A 17,309-nucleotide genomic window follows, 5' to 3' on the forward strand; every position below is an offset into this window, starting at 1 on the left:
CAAATACAAAGTCTCTCTCATATAAATATTATCTTACCTACTATTTTTTAGCCTACCTGATGGTTTCTGAACCCGTAATAAGCAAAGGGTAATAAAATCAGTGAGATTATAATAGCGAATATCGGTATAAAAATGTAGGGAAGGACTGATATTCCAGGTAACTCATATAATATTGGTGTAATAAGTGCCCAACTGCCCATCATGTTGGATGGTATTAGACTTAATAGATTATGTAAAAATATATTGTTATCAGGCTTTGTTATAAAAATTGGCATGATCGTTATGATACTAATAATGATCATAACCCCAAAGGGTGATTTAAATTTTGCTGATAAGAATAATGTAATGGCTGATGAGAAAATGTTAGCAAACAGAATACTAATGGAAAGTAATAATGCCACCTGCCTCATTGTCAATGGGTATGCACACATGGGTACCGATAACTGAAATGGAGCATCTCCCCCGTCAAATCCATATATTATCATGCACTCAAAATAAGTAATCATTGTTAAAATTAAGCAGATTCCACATGTGACAGTAATCCCTGAAAAGAGCTTTGCATAAATTAATTTTTTCTTACCATGCTTTGAAGCCAATAATAATTGATCTGTTCCACTGGTATATTCTCCAGCAAAAATAGGGGCTAGAAGAATGGCTGAAACAAAGCATACAAGCATACCAGTGGTATACATGATAACAAGAAACCTATGATAACCATCTATATAATCAAATGTAAAAGGTTTTTTCACTTCTTCATCTAAAGTCAGAATCTTTGCTTTGGATCTTTCATTTAAAGTCATGCTATTTATAGACTCTACTAACTTACTATACCTTAATTTATAAAAATCATCAGCTTGTTCTATTGTTAAATTTTGGAGGGCACTCATATCGAATTTATGTAGTCGCGTATTATAAACTGACATTATTATCATTCGTATAGCACTGTATGGACGAGCGTAAGTTTGATATGCTTCAGTAACACTATACCGATCTTGAAGTGGTACTTTTTTATATGCTTCGGCAGTTTCCAGCAGCAAATCTGTATCAATTTCTCTTCCTGCTAGGTTACGTGCATAAGCCCTTTCCTTCACCATCCCTTCATAATGACTTTCAAAAGGTTCTCCATCAACATAGTAATCACCAAATAAAATAGCTGCACAACTAAAAATTGTAACAATCAGAGATAAAGTTAATGTAACAGTAACACTTTTTCTTTTAAATATTTTTTTATACTCATATCCTACTAAATCCAAAAAACTATTCATATGTATTCACCTCACTAAAACGATAAAGGTATAAATCCTCTAACGTCGCACTCGTACTTGTTGCTGTTTCACAAGGTCTTTCTTCACTAACAAGGCGTATATGTACATGACTATTCTCCTGCCTAATGTTAATAACTGGATAGACCGAGGTCATTCTATCTGCACTTTGACTATCGACCTTACATTCCCAAATTTTATGTTCAATGTCTCTAATAATTTCTGCTAGTGATCCTTTATCGATAATCTGTCCATCTTTCATAATTAAAATCTTATTAGCAATACTTTCAACATCCGACACAATATGAGTGGATAAGAGTACAATTCTATCCTTACCAAGTTGAGAGATTAGATTACGAAATCGTATCCGCTCTTTTGGATCAAGTCCAGATGTTGGCTCATCTAAAATTAAGATTTTAGGATTATTAAGTAAAGCTTGTGCAATGCCAAGACGTTGTTTCATTCCTCCTGAGTAAGTTTTGATCTTTTTCTTTGATGCATCTGATAATGATACTAGTTCTAGAAGTTCTACTGCTGATTTCTTTGCTCTTTGCTTTGTTAAGCCTTTTAGACTTGCCATATAGCATAAAAATTCCATGGCTGTAAATCCAGGATAACACCCAAAATCTTGTGGTAGATAACCAAGAGCATCTCTGTAATCTTCATGACTTACATCAATATTGTTAAATTTCACTTCACCACTTGTAGGTTTTAGAACACCACAAAGCATACGCATGAGTGTTGTTTTTCCTGCTCCATTAGCCCCTAAAAGTCCATAAACACCTTTAGTTAAAGATAATGAAATTCTATCTACAGCAATTTTATTCTTATATTGCTTCGTTAATCGGTCAATGTAAAGTTCCATTGTAGTTCCCCTGCTTTCTCTATAAATTTGACTGTTTGTTTTGCTATAATAATAATCAATATTAAAATTAACATACTCCAAAGCTTTAAATATCTACCTACAATAACTTCAAAATACCGCATAGTAAATAAGCTATTGATTACACTAACAAAGGAAGCCATTCCAGCACAAACATAGATGGTATCCCTCGAATGTATATGATTGAGAATCAGAAGTGACAGGGAGCATGTTAACAAAAAAGGTGTAACTAAATACATACCGAGAGGAATCATACTGATATCGGTCTTGTATAAAAACAATAATAACAATAGCCCCAATACAACAAGGTTATAACCCCCAACTATGCATAAACGCACGAGTACAACATCTGCATAAGTGTGTTTACAACTCATTTCTAGTTCTTCCATCTGATAAGACATACTGCGTACTATCTCTGTAACTGCAACAAGGGCTACAAAAGGAAGTAGTGAGGATACTATCCATATGATATTCAGTGTACCGTCTCCCTTGTAGTCATATAAACCTACCAGTCCTGCTATAAGAAAAATACATGCTACTATCCATACTCTTTTTCGAATAAAGCCTACCTGGCGCAATATAAAATCCATGTGAGTTGCTTTAGGATAATTGATAGACATTAAGAATTCTTTTTTTCTTGTTGTTCCAGGTGCCTCAAAGGCATCTTTTATATATGATTTCAATTTTCTATTCACAAAAATCCTCCTCACTCAAAAACAGCCTCAGCTTACTTAAGGCATTTTTTATTTTTCGATATACTGCAAAACGTGATAATTCTGTTATTTTACTTATTTCAATAACAGATAACTCATTTACAAATCGTAGTAAAATGATCTCTTGTAAGTCTTGTGGAAGTCTACTAATGGCTTCTCTAATGATTAGCTTTTCTTCGTAAATTGCCATATCACTTTTTGCAATGATATCATCTTCTAAAGGTAGTGATTCTTGCTTTTTATAGACATCTATACACAAGTTTCTTGAAATAGTATAGAGATATGCAAGGGTTTTGCCTCTGTTTATGTAGGTGTTTTGACTGAAAAACTTGAGGAAAGTTTCCTGTGTTAAATCTTCCGCAAGCTGTGCATTTTTAACTTTGAAATAACAGTACCTGTATATTTTTTCATATTGATCTTCGAGCTCTAAAGACACAAGAAATCCTCCTTTCAGTATGTATAACGATTAAGATATGTGAAATGTGCGGGTGAATATAAAAATTGTACCACTTTTATTCAACTTAGGGTATTCTTGCTTTTTAGAATAATATTTTATTTTTTTTGGAAATAAAAAATAGTGATGGAATGACTGGTTTTATCCATTCCATCACTACAAACACTATAGATCTAGCTCTAATGTTACATCCCCTAGCCGAATAACCTCAAAATTATTAGCTTTAAACTCTTCGTAGTTGAAAGCCTCTAACTCATCATATGCTAGCTTATGGAACTCATAGAAGTTCTCCCAATACTCCCATCCGCTGCCTAGGTTATTCTCAAGAAATGCACGTGCACACTCAATGCCCATTTGAGGAGCTACATAGAAAGCACCCATGGCAAGTACATTCACATTATTTCCAGTAATAGCTCTCTTGGCAGCTGCCACACTTTCAACAACTGTTGCATGAACATGTGGACATTTACTAGCTGCGATATGTATTCCTGTACCTGTACCACAAAAGAGCAAAGCTCTTTCAAACTCCCTTTCAGAGATTTTAGCACCTACTTTTAGACCTATACGGTGAAACATCTCTGGATCTTCTTCATCTTCAGTTAAAACTCCTATGTCTTTAACTTTCCAACCTCTTTTTTTTAAGTCCGCTACAACTGCTTCTTTTAAAGGAAATCCAGCAAAATCAGCACCTACTAATACATATTTATCTTTAACAGTTTTCATAATTTCTCCCCATTTACAATTAATTTTTTTATCTTACCACGGAATACTTTAATAGAATTCTCAGTAAAGTAGTTAATAACCATTACAGTAATCAAGACGCCACCCCAAATTAAAGGGATGTAAAAACTACTAATCTGCGGAAAACGATTTAAACCTGATGACAACATTTGTAAGACACAAATAGCAAGTACAACACCTGTTACTTTCCCTTTTCCACCAGCTGGATTAACCCCACCCAGTACAACAATTAAAACACATTGTAACGTATATACTGTCCCGTAATCTGCTCTAGCGGAATTATAATTAGCAAGCATTATTAAGCCTGCAAGTGCAGCAGAAATACTGGAGATCATATAGGTTTTTATAAGTACGCTCTTAGTCCTAATACCAGAGAACTTAGCCGCTGTAATATTTGTTCCTGTAAGATATAGTTTTTTCCCATAGGCCGTATTATTTATAAGAAAAGCTATTAGTAAAACTACTACAAGAAAAATTAATAATTGATTAGGTAAAATGCCAAATAGCTTATGGGTAATAGCTTCAGAGAATTCAAAGGGTATACCACTAATGGCTTTACCTTTTGTTAGAATTATACCAATACCTCTAAACAGCTCTAGAGAACCTAGGGTAGCTAAGATCGGTGGAATACGTATAACAGAAACTAGGAAGCCGTTAAGTGCTCCTGCTAAAGCACCCAGTACAATACTTATTAAAAATACCAAGGGTATGGCTATAGTAAGTAACTCACCATTCACTGTAATAAACTGTTTCAGTATTATCCCTGAAACAATGGCTACTAAATTCGCCACGCCTACAACGGATAAATCTATGCCGCCTGTAATCATGCATAACATAACGCCAAGAGCCATTAACCCAAATTCAGGAAACTGAGCCGCCATAGTTTGAAAATTAATTAATGTATAGAACTTATCAAACTTAAATATAGCCATGAATATCATCCAAACAATCATAAGAAAGATTAATCTAGTGATATATATATCTTTTCTCAGAAATGACTTTGTATTGTTATAATTCAACTTCATTTGCTGCCCCCCTTGGTACTTTGAATTTTTGAGGTTTATTGGCTTGTCTTACTCTGTAAGCACTAACCCCTGTTCCCAAAATAATAAGCATACCTAAAAAGAACCCTTGCCAAAAAGTTGGAACACCAAGAAGAATTAACGAATTCTGAACCAATACGATTAAAATTGTACCTAGCATACAACCTATAAGAGTTCCTGCACCACCAGTTATAGCCACACCACCTAAAACAACCCCTGCAATAATCATCATTTCCATTCCAAGCATATTAGTTGGGTGCATCTGTGTCATCATGCTAACACGTATAAGACCTGCTAAACTTGATATTATACCTACTAGAATATACAATGTAAATTTAATTCTCTTTACATTAAAACCAGCGCGCTCAGCGCTTGTTTCATTTCCCCCTATGGCATATATTCCTCTTCCATACATGGTATGATTAAGGATAAAGTATGTCAGGATAAGAACTATAATTAGTACCAATACTGCCACAGGCATACGAGCTGCTAAGCCTGATTCCTGATTCTTTACAACAAAAAGTGAAGCTGTTCCAAATGAAGACATCCCTTTGGGTATTACCGAAATCTGTACACTTTTTAGTACACCTTGCATGAAACCTTTAAATATACTAGCTACACCTAGAGTTACAATCAGTGGTTGCAACTTAAACTTGGAAATTAATAAGCCATTAATTGCACCTAAAAAACCTCCAAAGATCATACATAATAGGATTGGTAACCAAATACCACCTTGAAAGTTGATGTCCACTAAAATTCTTGTAGTGGCATACACGCTCAATGACGCTAGTGCTGGGAAAGATACATCTATTCCTCCTGAGACTAGAACCATAAATGCGCCTATTGCAAATAAGCCAGGTACAATCATCGCCGATATAAGGTCAACAATATTGTTACTGGTATAAAACTGTCCTGATCGTAATTGAACGACTAAACTGATTAAAAGAATAACCAGGAATATATAAAACTCATTATGCCATAATAGCTTTTTTATTTTTCTCTGCATTCCCTTTCTCCTTTCACATCATTCTGGTCGTAAGTTCTTGCACATTAGTTTCTGATGTTTTTAAAGAAGCAGCGATTTCACCGTTTTTCATTATTAATACGTCAGAACATAGAGAAAGAACTTCAGGAATATCATCAGAAATTATTAAGATAGCTAAACCTTTGTTGGCCAATTCTCTTAAAATATTATGTATATCATACTTCGACCCAATATCTACTCCTACTGATGGTCCATTGAGAATAAGAATATCCAAGTCAAGGGTAAGCCATTTCGCTAAAACTATACGTTGTTGATTTCCCCCTGACAATGTGTTACATGGATTGGTAGGGTCTGGTGTTGCAATGGATAACTCTTCAACCCATTTATCTATTTCTTTTAGTACCTTTTTCTTGTCAAGCAGATAATATTTATTTTTGAGATAGTCAATCTCAGAGATAATAATATTGTCTCCAATGCTTCTTTTCAAAAATAGTCCTTCTGTTAATCGATCTTCCGGTACATAACCGATTTTATTTCTCATAGCTATCATTGGACTATCAATTTCAACTTCTTCACCACCTACTTTTATAGTACCTGAGTCAATATGATTGATACCAAATAGGGATAAGGCAAGCTCTGTTCTCCCCGATCCCAGCAATCCAGTTATTCCTAATATTTGACCTTTCCTCAAAGAAAATGAGATATTTTTAAAATACCCCCTCTGAGAAAGGTTCTTTACTTCTAGGATTGGTTGATCATCTATGTATTGACAACTAAATGAGGTTGATTCAAAGTTCCTCCCGGTCATATAATAAGAGAACTTATCTTGGTTTAACTCTTCTCTCTCTCCAGTAAAAATTAGCTGCCCATTTCGTAATATAGTAAATCGTTCTGCGATTTCAAATACTTCATCTAATTTATGACTAACAAATAATATGGCTATACCTTGCTTTTTTAGGTTCAAAATAATATTAAAAAGTGCATTAACTTCTTTTCTAGTTAAAGCTGTGGTAGGCTCGTCCATAATAATCAACTTGGCATTAAACATTAAAGCACGAGAAATGGCTATAAGTTGTTTACTTGCCACTGGTAAATCTCCTACCTTTGCTTCCAAATCTACTTGGAAATCAATTTTCGCAATAGCTTCTTCGGCAATTTGCCGCATTTTCTTCTTATTCACCAATTTCCGTTTATTTGCTAATTCAGTATTAAAGGCTAGATTCTCTATAACTGAAAGATTGGGAAATATTGAAAAATCTTGATAAATGACCTGAACTCCATGACGAATGGCATCAATAGGTGTGATTTTTCTATAAGATTGTCCACTAAATTCAATATGACCATCATCAGGTGTATAGACCCCTGCTATTACTTTAATTAAAGTAGATTTACCGCTCCCATTCTCTCCTGCTAAACAATGGATTTCACCAGGTTTAATCTCTAAGGTAACATCCTTTAGGGCTTGAACGCCTGTAAATGACTTATTAATATCTACAGCTTTTAGCACACGATCCATAGTATAGTTCCTTTCTTATATAAAGTTACCTTAAATTGTAGTACAAAATGGTCTTTGACCAGTTCTATTGGAGCTAGGAAAGTACAATTCTATGTGAGAAAATATGAACTATCCTAGATCATAATAAAGGGTCATGCCTGTTCTTAAGACCAGGCATGACATGTCTTTCTTAGAAACCAAAGCTGTCCACATTATCTTTATTAATTACAATCCATCCTTGACCTTCCATAACAGTTTTACTATCTTGCTTAAATGTCATTTTATTATATCCTTCCACACCTAAATCAAGATTATCTGTTATCTCTTCACCACGAAGAATCTTAACAGCTAGAGAACACATGGCTTTTCCTGCTAAAGCAGGGTCCCATAATGTCAATGCATTTACAGCTCCACTTTTTAGTATTTCAGCATTTGCAGCAGGTAATCCTGTTCCAGCAGTAAATACTTTACCTGTAAGACCTAACTCATCAATGGCTCTTGCAACACCTGGTGAGTCAAAGGAAGAGGTTCCCATAATTCCTTTTAAATCAGGATACTTCTTAAGTAACTCTTTAGCTGTTTGATAAGCAACATCACCGTTATCTTCAGATTCAACTCTTGGTTCTTCTTCTAATAATTTCATATTAGGATAAGCCTCTAGCTGATGTTTAACACCACCATCAGCCCATTCATTATGTGATGCATTTGTAACATGACCAACCATAGTAGTATATAGACCTTCTTCCCCCATTGCTGCAGCTAAGTTATCCATGATAAATGCGCCATATTTGTCATTTGAAAAAGCTTCAATATCATAATCAACATTTTGTAAAGAAGCACCTTCGTGAGCAACAACAACAATACCTGCTTCACGAGCCTGCTTCAATACAGGTTCAAGACTTGATGGATCTACTGGAACAACACAAATTGCATCCACACCTGAAGCAATTAAGTCTGCAATTAGCTGGGACTGAAGCGTAGCATCAATTTCAGGAGTTCCCTTTTGATACACATTTAGACCTGTCGCTTTTTGATATTCCTTAACACCTTCATCCATTCGAACAAACCATGGATTTGTTGCATCTTTTGGTACAACAACAATCTCCCATTCTGATTCATCAGCTTTGCCTGCAGTCTTCTTTGAAGAAGAACAAGCCACAGCTGAGAGAACTAAGATTACAACTAAAAATAATGTCAATAATCTCTTCATCATTTTACTTCCTCCCTATTATTTTATTTAGGCTTACACCTATATTAAGTCCTAGAACAAACTTTCCTATGAAAACACACCCAGCTTTAGATTTCGGTCAATAACATAGCTAATAATTAAGTTTCACCAGATAACTGAAGGAGTACATTTGAAAGTTTATTAAGTGAAAGATATAAGTAAATTTAATAGTATGAACTTGTGGAAAAGAAATATGATTAGGGGTAGTCATAACCATTGAGTTGGGTTAAATAACCAGAGTTATTAAAACCTTTTAATTATTATTTAGATGGAGTTTCTAATAATTAGCTCTTGTTTGAGTATAAGATGTGGTAGATAATTAATTTCTTTCTTTAGTGCCTGATACACTATATCCCATGTTGCATGACCTATTTTATCTGGGTCTTGTAATATTGTAGTAAGAGTAGGTTCAGAATATGCTGACATTGAAATATCATCAAATCCTACAATGCCAAAATCCCTTGGAACGTTATACCCCTCTGATTTCAAAGCACCAATCATGCCTATAGCAACCAAATCAGAGGTTGTAATAAATACTTCGGGTAAGCGATTGTTTTTCCTACTTGTTAGAATGTCCTTCATAAGATCATAACCATTTTTCATCTTGTTTAATTGCAGTTTTTCTTCAATAAACATATATTCTTCTCTAATTTCTAGACCATTGTGTTTCATGCCTTCTATGTACCCATCATATCGATCTTTAAGGTTTGTTAAATCCATTTTTTCTGTAACAAAACCTATCTGGGTATAGCCTTTTTCTTTCAATACTTTAATTACTACCTTGAGCATAGACCTGTTATCAAACTCGACTACAGGATATTGATTATTTATAGATTTCCTATCACCAAGAATAATGGGTATACCTATTTCTTTTACTTCTGCTAATAGCTTTTCATCCTTATCACTACCACCAATTACTACAATAGCATCTACACTCTTATCAACCAAAACGTCAAGTTCAAGTTGTTCTCTTGATAAATCATACTGGAAGCTACAAAGCATTACTGTATAGCCTTCTTTATATGCCAAATCTGTAAAGCTTCTTGCTATTCGAGAGTAATACTCATTTGTTATATCTGGTACAATTAGACCTATCATTTTAGATTCACTTCGCCTTAGACCTCTTGCCATAGAGTTAGGAATGTAGTGCAACTCTTTTATAGCTTTCTGTACTCTTTTTTTTGTTTTAATAGAGATGGAGGCTGTACCGTTAATCACATGTGAAACAGTACCTATTGTCACACCAGCTCTTTTAGCCACATCGGACATAGTTGCTTTCTTTAACTTTTTTTCTTTATTCATAAGTCACCATAATTAAATCGTTTTAATTAAATAATATATAATTTTCCAGTATTTGTCAATAGGGATATATTTTCTTTATAGCTAAAAAAAGAAGAGTACCTATCCTAATGTGCTTTATCTTTATAAATAGCTCGCCAATCAAAAGTTAAAGATTCAAACATCAGCAATAATTACGTTTAAAAATTTCTTAATCATATCAACACAAGCACTTGTCATGAATAAAACATCCCCCTCATAGACTTATTATAGGTTACTTATGAGGGGGACGTTATGAATTTTAGATTAATTAATGGATTGTTTACTATCCTCTTATGTGTATTATTAATTCGATTACTTGTCATTGATATGAATGGCTTAGTTGCAGTTGATTCTAAGAAAACAGAAAATCCTTATTATATACATGTTGACTTAGATTTAACCACTATGTATGTTTTTAAAGATGGGGAAGTACATAAGACCTATCCTGTATGTGGTGGTAAGTATTCCACACCTTCACCACTCGGTACTTGGACTATCATTTCTAAGGCTAATTGGGGGGAAGGTTTCGGTGGCTCATGGATGGGGTTTAACGTACCTTGGGGAAAATATGGCATACATGGTACTGATGAACCTTGGACCGTTGGTTCGAATGCTTCAAAGGGATGTATCAGGATGTACAATGACGATGCGAAAGAACTCCGCAGTTATATACCTCACGGAACAAAAGTCTCTATCGCCATGGGGGAAGGATACTTTGGATATGGCTATAAGACCCTAAAACCTGGCGCTAGAGGCTCTGATGTTTTCGCAGTTCAATTACAACTAAAAGAATTGGGATATTATCATGGCCATCCTGATGGCATTTATGGTGACGGATTAAAGGCTGCTGTGACTAAATTCAAGAAGAGTAATAACCTTGGATCAAATCCTTGGATTACCAGCGCTGTTTATGAAGCTATGGGATTTTTCCCTTTTGAGTAGGCATACAAATCTATCACCAAAGCTCCTTGAGTAGGCTGTTATACTACTCAATACAAATAATAAAGCCCACTACGAAATTTCGAAGTGGGCTTTTTAGATGAGAAGGGGTATCCAATTAAGCTTTTATAGCCCAACGCAATTTAGCACAGCGAGCGCGACTATTTATTTTACATTCTTCTAAGGATGGTCGAATAAAATTGGGAGCTATTTCTTTGTAAACCCCTTCACGATATAATCGTTTAAATGATTTTTTGACCAGACGATCTTCTCCTGAATGAAATGAAAGTATGGCAACACGCCCACCCTCTGCAAGGGTGTCAGGAAGCTTTTCTAAAAACTCATATAACACTTCAAATTCATTGTTGACATCAATTCGTAATGCTTGAAAGCATCGTTGGCAGGCTTTTTTGACCTCATCATCCCGCTTTTTTTCAGGTATAAATTTCAGAGCCTCTTTGACTATTTGACGAAGTTGAATTGTTGTTGATATGGTTGTTCCCTTCTTGATTTTGGATATGATAGCACGAGCAATCACCTCTGCATGAGGCTCGTCTGCGTTTTCTATCAACATACCCTGCAATTCGTCTTGTGAAATAGTTTTTAAACGTTCTGCAGCAGATATACCTTTATGGGGATTCAACCGTAAGTCAAGTGGTCCTTCAGTCTTAAATGAAAAACCTCTTTCTGGATTGTCTATTTGCATGGATGATACCCCTAGATCTGCCAATACAAAATTCAATGGTCCTGATTGGGAAATCACTTGATCTATATTGGAAAAGTTTAATTGCTTGATCGTCAAAATCTCAGGACCATAACCTAGTTTTCCTAACCGCTCCTTGGTACGCTGTAATTCTATAGGATCTACATCCAGTGAGTACAGGTGCCCCTTTGAATCTAAACATTTAAGCATCTCCAAAGTATGTCCACCATAACCTAGTGTTGCATCTAATCCGATTTGTCCAGGCCTAATCTGTAAGAATTCTAATATTTCCTTAACACAAATAGAAATATGCATACCGGCAGGTGTACTTCCTTTTTGAATTACTTTTGCTACAGTATCAGCATATTTCTCAGGTTGAAGCTCCTTATATTTTTCTTTAAAAGTTCTAGGATGAGTGCCTTTATATCGAACACGTCGTTGATGTTTTGGCTCTTGATTATTCATAGCATAACCTCGCAAAATTAATATTTATATAGAAATAATGAACATAGTAACTGTATTCTCATACTACTTTATAATATTTAGCAGCAATTTATATTATATACTAATCTTTCATGTATTTAAACTACTTATATGAATCTGGAGGAAAAGATTTGAAAATGCGTTGTGTGGGAGCGTAGTTATATTTAAAAATGTGTATATTCAATTATTCTTATTTCTTCACCAACTTTATTGACTATAGCTTCTTTCATTTTCTTAAAATAAGGACAGGGAAAACCAATGGGAGTTCCTTTTGAGATGCATGAAGCAAAAACAATAGTATCAACACCCCTTTTAATCATTTCAACTGCTCTTGGGACAGCTTTTTTTCCTGGACAACCACCGCAGTTATTTACACCCAAAACTTTGATTTCTTCATCATATTTATCAAATTCAAACATTTTATAGTCGAATACTGTGAAACAGGTCGATCCTGGACACATATCTTCAGTGTTCTTACATCTTAATAATCCTACTTTCATAATAAACGCTCTCTTTCTAAGTATATTCTGATTGCTTATTTATAAAATCTCAAACCTTCATATATCTCTTGTAAATGATTTCATAATATCTTATTATACAATAAAAGAAAGATTGCTAATTCTCGAATTTTTTAATATAGTATCTTAATTTCTTATATCTATACTTCTTGTATAAATATAATTATATATTATCAGAACGACTAATTATAAACACTGTTATTTATTCTGCTACTTCAATCATACATAAATGGACAATAGATTTGTGCATCACAATACTCTAATAATAGAATAAGGAAGATTACATCATAACAATATAACCTTCCTTTTAATCAACTATCTACCTAATATTAAACTATTATATCTCTATACCTATTTGTTTCATCAAATAGACTGCATTAAATGTATCTGAAACCCCTTTATATAATTTATAGTCAAAGTAGATTTTATTATCCTTATAATACTCTTGAAAATGAAAATTTTTAATTCTTGAATGAGGCTCAAATGCTAAATCTGCTAATTCTAAATCATGTGTTGAAACTAATCCTAATGTTTGTTCATTGGATAGTTTTTTGATCAATGTCTTAGCACCTATATGTCTATCTCTGGAATTCGTTCCTTTAAATATCTCATCTAACAAATAAAAAACTTTTTCTCCTTTATCAATTGCTTTAATTATATTTTTTATCCTTAATAACTCTGCGTAGAATGAGGATACTTTATTATCAATGTCATCTTTCACCCTCATAGATGTATAAATATTCAATATTGGGCAGCTAAAAGACGTAGCACAAACTGGTCCTCCTGCATAAGCAAGAACTAGATTAATACCTATCGTTCGAAGAAATGTACTCTTTCCTGACATATTAGAGCCTGTTATTAATAGAGAGGTAGAGCTCTCTCCAAAAGTGATATGATTGCATACTCTATCCTTCTCATTAATCAGAGGATGTCCTATTTCCTCTGCCTTAATTTCATGATTTTTTGTAATGGTTGGCATTACCCAATTAGATTGTTCATAGGCAATGGTTCCTAAGCTAATTAATGCCTCAAATTCACCTAAGGAATCTAGCCATTTTTCAAGATGTTTCCCGTATTTGTTTTTCCAATTTTCTAGTGCAATAACGCAATGATAATCCCATATAGTTATGATATTAAATAGGACATAAAACTGCATTTGCCTTAGACTTAGCATATCCATAATGCCATCCAGCTTTTTTATTTGCATTGAAGCAAGTTCTTTTTCCTGATAAATCATCTGATTCTGTAATGATTTCAGTAACAGGGATTGAAATTGTTGTTTTTCTATACTTTTGATCATTTGCTCATAAACTTTTATTTGCTGACGATATTGACTCATCGAAGCTACTATTTCATGCCTTGTTCTAAAATTAATAATAGTTATAATAACTTGAATAGCTATTAAAATAACCCCATAACTATAGGAAATGGGTGTGAAGTAAGCGAATGTTAGCATACTCAATGAAATGATTGGCAACAATCTCACAAGAAATTTTAGTACCGCTGTTGAATAAAGGGAATTGACTTCTTTACACCATCTTAGAAGTTTTTTATAATCTTGTTTTAGATTTTTATTAATTATTCCTGTAGCTCTAAACTCATGTACCCACTCCATAATTGAAATAAGCTCTATTACAGCCTTTTGACGTTTACTTATGACGTCAATACTTTTAACTGGATTAATTAAAGCATCTCTCAATTTTTCTTTTCCCATCAGAGTATTGGTATGATTGATCCATTGAAACAATGAGTGCTTACCAAAAATATCTAAATCCCAAGAATAACTATGGCTATCGTCTATATATTCTTCTCCATTCTCCTCTGATTGACTCCATTGTCCATCAATATGTTTAACACCACAATCATTTAATTGATATAATGCTGATGTTTTAGTTTCTAGTGTATGAATACGATGATGTATAGCAACTAGTCCAAGAAAGACCACTAATGTAATAATTAATGTGTTAAATAGGTATAAATAGGAATGTTGGCTATAGAACCAAATAGAAAGTATAATACCTATTACTATGATTAATAATCTTAAATTACTATAGAAATTTAATTGATTATTCAGTTGTTCTAATTGTTTTTTATATCTGTCTCTATCTTTAATATATTGTTCTTTTGGGTTCATAGTTTCATCCAACCTTTATGTTTTATTCTAGTAACATTATATCTTTTATAATTTAAAATAACAATCCCCATATTGGTAAATATTAGATACATCATTAACCTTACTAGGACTAGTTATTGGTAGAGACATCATTCAAGATCCTGTAAAATCATATAAATATAATGAGGCATGATTCCCATTAATTGAAATCATGCCTTATATTTCGTTTTTCACTATTGTGTTATAAAAATTTTATATTCCTAATTGTCTCATACTAAAAATAATATTTTTTTCCTGTTTGATGAGAGGTATAAGCACCTACCATTAATCTAGTTAATACGATAGCATCCTGGATATTGAATACAATCTCCTCTTCTCCTTTTATGGCACCAAGCCACGTAGGAATAGCTTGTTTTAAAGAGGCTGGTAATTGGGATACATCTATCCACCCAGGACATTCAGCATTTAATTGAGGGGATTTAATAGTTACTTTATCATTTTTTATGATTATACTTCCCTTTGTACCGTATACCTCTATAGAAAATGGTGAATAGGGTGTAACAAAGCCTGTTTCATTGATAGCCATTGCCCCATGATCAAATTCAATAACTGAAACAGCATTATCTTCTACAGGGACATCCGTCACATTCGTAAACATAGATACAATACTACGAGGTTGACCGAGTAACCATGTTGAAAGATACATACCATGTGCCCCTAAGTCAATCATTGCCCCTCCACCACATTGCTCTTTATTATAAAAATGTTGAGGCAACCAATTATCTATACTTCCATTATGTGCATTCCTGATTCTAACCATAGTTGGCTGTCCGATATAGCCTTCTTCAATAGCTTTTTTGGCGAACAAATTGTGTGACTTTGTACGATGAGGATAAGAAATTGAAAATAAAATATTATGTTCATTAACTACTTTTTCAATTTCTTCACACTCTTCCATTGTTAGAGCCATGACTTTCTCAGTAAAAATATGTTTCTTTGCATTTGCTGCAGCAACAAATATGTCCGCATGCATGTTGGTAGGCGTACAAACAACAACGCCATCTATTGAATCATCACTCCAGATGGCTTCTAGATCATTGACAAATGTTGCGTTGATTTCATTAGCCCAATCTTGACCACGCTCTTCAACCTCATCCCATATGGTGGTTACTCTTCCTATCCCTGAATTATTAACTTCGTCTGCATAGCCTTTAGCGTGAACATGCCAGCCGCTTAACATAGCAATATTTAACATCCTAATACCCTCCTTCAAATTATAATATAAATTTCTGATAACTGACTCAGAACTTATCTAGATTAATCATTAAAATATACTGGCTGCCCTGTTTCAGAAGACTCGTAAATCGCTTCAAGAATTCTAGTTACAACTAGAGCCTCTTCTGGTTTGACTCTTAGTTCTGTTCCTTTTAATATAGCGTCATAAAAATTTCGATTCTCAATGTCCGAAGGAGAACCATTACAATCGCCATCATAGAAAGCAACCCCGCCGCTTTCGAGATTTGGTTTTTCTATGTATTGTTTATTATATTTCACTCCGTTAACTCGAACACCATCTTCCATATCAGCTCCTGCCTTTGTACCACAAAGTGTACATTTAGCTTCTTTGACATCAAGTGTATTTAATGCCCAGCTTGCCTCTAGAGTAACTGTCGCTCCATTTTCCATGACAATAAATCCAAAAGCTGAATCTTCTACTGTAAATTCATTAGGATTCCAGTCCCCCCATGCATTAGCTGTATGTCTCTGACCAGCAAGCTTTTTATAACTGGTACCTACAACCATTTTAGGCTGATAATTATTCATCATCCACAAAGTTAAATCTAGTGCATGTGTTCCTATATCGATAAGTGGACCACCACCTTGCTCATCTTCATTTAAAAATACACCCCAAGTTGGTACTGCTCGACGTCTAACAGCATGTGCCTTTGCAAAATAAATATCGCCTAAATCATCATTGAGGCAGGCTTCCTTTAAATAAAGCGAATCTGGTCTACATCGATTGTTATACCCAACTGAAAGAATCTTACCTGTTTCTTCTGCAGCCTTAACCATGGCTTTAGCTTCTTTGTACGTTTTAGCCATTGGTTTTTCGCACATAACATGTTTACCTGCATGAAGGGCATCAATAGTAATGAAACTATGTTCCTTATTAGGAGTTAAAACATGAACGACATCAATGGATTTATCTGCAAGTAATTCTTTGTAGTCTTCATATACCTCAGAACCTTCTACCCCAAATTCCTTAGCTGCTTTTTCTGCTCTTGTTACAATAATATCACAAAAGGCAACCATTTCTATATCCTTATTTCTGGATAAAGCTGGCATGTGTTTACCATTAGCTATCCCGCCACAACCAATAATTCCAACTCTTAATTGTTTCAATTTAATCTCCCCTTAAAATAATTTAA

16 protein-coding genes are annotated in these 17,309 nt (G+C 34.1%); 1 reads left to right on the plus strand and 15 read right to left on the minus strand.

Annotated features, from left to right (window positions below):
* Positions 1 to 47: 47 nt before the first annotated feature.
* The 10 genes from C1Y58_RS08900 to C1Y58_RS08945 form a co-directional block, all read right to left on the minus strand.
* On the minus strand, positions 48 to 1,265 hold the full coding sequence (locus C1Y58_RS08900; protein WP_105615662.1) for an ABC transporter permease: 1,218 nt from the start codon (positions 1,263 to 1,265) through the stop codon (positions 48 to 50).
* Entirely contained in the window at positions 1,258 to 2,127 is an 870-nt protein-coding gene (locus C1Y58_RS08905) for an ABC transporter ATP-binding protein (RefSeq protein WP_105615663.1), read from the minus strand. Before C1Y58_RS08905 ends, C1Y58_RS08900 begins: the two co-directional genes overlap by 8 nt.
* Complete coding sequence (locus C1Y58_RS08910; protein WP_105615664.1) at positions 2,103 to 2,840, minus strand: hypothetical protein; 738 nt, start codon at positions 2,838 to 2,840, stop codon at positions 2,103 to 2,105. Before C1Y58_RS08910 ends, C1Y58_RS08905 begins: the two co-directional genes overlap by 25 nt.
* Positions 2,833 to 3,294 (minus strand): RNA polymerase sigma factor, encoded by a 462-nt coding sequence (locus tag C1Y58_RS08915; protein WP_105615665.1) that lies wholly within the window; start codon positions 3,292 to 3,294, stop codon positions 2,833 to 2,835. The genes C1Y58_RS08910 and C1Y58_RS08915 overlap by 8 nt, the downstream gene beginning before the upstream one ends.
* A 183-nt stretch (positions 3,295 to 3,477) precedes the next feature.
* A complete protein-coding gene (locus C1Y58_RS08920) occupies positions 3,478 to 4,035 on the minus strand; it encodes an RpiB/LacA/LacB family sugar-phosphate isomerase (protein ID WP_105615666.1) in 558 nt (185 codons plus the stop codon).
* Entirely contained in the window at positions 4,032 to 5,078 is a 1,047-nt protein-coding gene (locus C1Y58_RS08925; RefSeq protein ID WP_105615667.1) for an ABC transporter permease, read from the minus strand. The genes C1Y58_RS08920 and C1Y58_RS08925 overlap by 4 nt, the downstream gene beginning before the upstream one ends.
* Positions 5,062 to 6,102 (minus strand): ABC transporter permease, encoded by a 1,041-nt coding sequence (locus C1Y58_RS08930; protein WP_105615668.1) that lies wholly within the window; start codon positions 6,100 to 6,102, stop codon positions 5,062 to 5,064. The genes C1Y58_RS08925 and C1Y58_RS08930 overlap by 17 nt, the downstream gene beginning before the upstream one ends.
* A 13-nt stretch (positions 6,103 to 6,115) precedes the next feature.
* Complete coding sequence (locus C1Y58_RS08935) at positions 6,116 to 7,597, minus strand: sugar ABC transporter ATP-binding protein (RefSeq protein ID WP_105615669.1); 1,482 nt, start codon at positions 7,595 to 7,597, stop codon at positions 6,116 to 6,118.
* Positions 7,598 to 7,766: 169 nt separating this feature from the next.
* A complete protein-coding gene (locus C1Y58_RS08940) occupies positions 7,767 to 8,789 on the minus strand; it encodes an autoinducer 2 ABC transporter substrate-binding protein (protein WP_242985363.1) in 1,023 nt (340 codons plus the stop codon).
* A 279-nt stretch (positions 8,790 to 9,068) separates the two neighbouring features.
* Complete coding sequence (locus C1Y58_RS08945) at positions 9,069 to 10,106, minus strand: LacI family DNA-binding transcriptional regulator (RefSeq protein WP_105615670.1); 1,038 nt, start codon at positions 10,104 to 10,106, stop codon at positions 9,069 to 9,071.
* A 270-nt stretch (positions 10,107 to 10,376) separates the two neighbouring features.
* On the opposite strand from C1Y58_RS08945, the gene C1Y58_RS08950 reads away from it, so the two are divergent.
* Complete coding sequence (locus tag C1Y58_RS08950) at positions 10,377 to 11,066, plus strand: L,D-transpeptidase family protein (RefSeq protein ID WP_105615671.1); 690 nt, start codon at positions 10,377 to 10,379, stop codon at positions 11,064 to 11,066.
* A gap of 115 nt (positions 11,067 to 11,181) precedes the next feature.
* On the opposite strand, the gene rsmH is transcribed toward C1Y58_RS08950, so the two are convergent.
* The 5 genes from rsmH to C1Y58_RS08975 form a co-directional block, all read right to left on the minus strand.
* Positions 11,182 to 12,231, minus strand: coding sequence for a 16S rRNA (cytosine(1402)-N(4))-methyltransferase RsmH (gene rsmH, locus C1Y58_RS08955; RefSeq protein ID WP_105615672.1), 1,050 nt, complete (start codon positions 12,229 to 12,231; stop codon positions 11,182 to 11,184).
* 182 nt (positions 12,232 to 12,413) lie between these two features.
* Complete coding sequence (locus C1Y58_RS08960) at positions 12,414 to 12,749, minus strand: CGGC domain-containing protein (RefSeq protein WP_105615673.1); 336 nt, start codon at positions 12,747 to 12,749, stop codon at positions 12,414 to 12,416.
* Positions 12,750 to 13,104: 355 nt separating this feature from the next.
* On the minus strand, positions 13,105 to 14,901 hold the full coding sequence (locus C1Y58_RS08965) for a MutS-related protein (RefSeq protein WP_105615674.1): 1,797 nt from the start codon (positions 14,899 to 14,901) through the stop codon (positions 13,105 to 13,107).
* Positions 14,902 to 15,154: 253 nt separating this feature from the next.
* A complete protein-coding gene (locus C1Y58_RS08970; RefSeq protein ID WP_105615675.1) occupies positions 15,155 to 16,135 on the minus strand; it encodes a Gfo/Idh/MocA family protein in 981 nt (326 codons plus the stop codon).
* 62 nt (positions 16,136 to 16,197) lie between these two features.
* Positions 16,198 to 17,283 (minus strand): Gfo/Idh/MocA family protein, encoded by a 1,086-nt coding sequence (locus C1Y58_RS08975; protein ID WP_207655728.1) that lies wholly within the window; start codon positions 17,281 to 17,283, stop codon positions 16,198 to 16,200.
* Positions 17,284 to 17,309 lie beyond the last annotated feature (26 nt).

Origin of the sequence: Vallitalea okinawensis, from assembly GCF_002964605.1 — a bacterium.
Lineage (GTDB): Bacteria > Bacillota > Clostridia > Lachnospirales > PQDH01 > Vallitalea_A > Vallitalea_A okinawensis.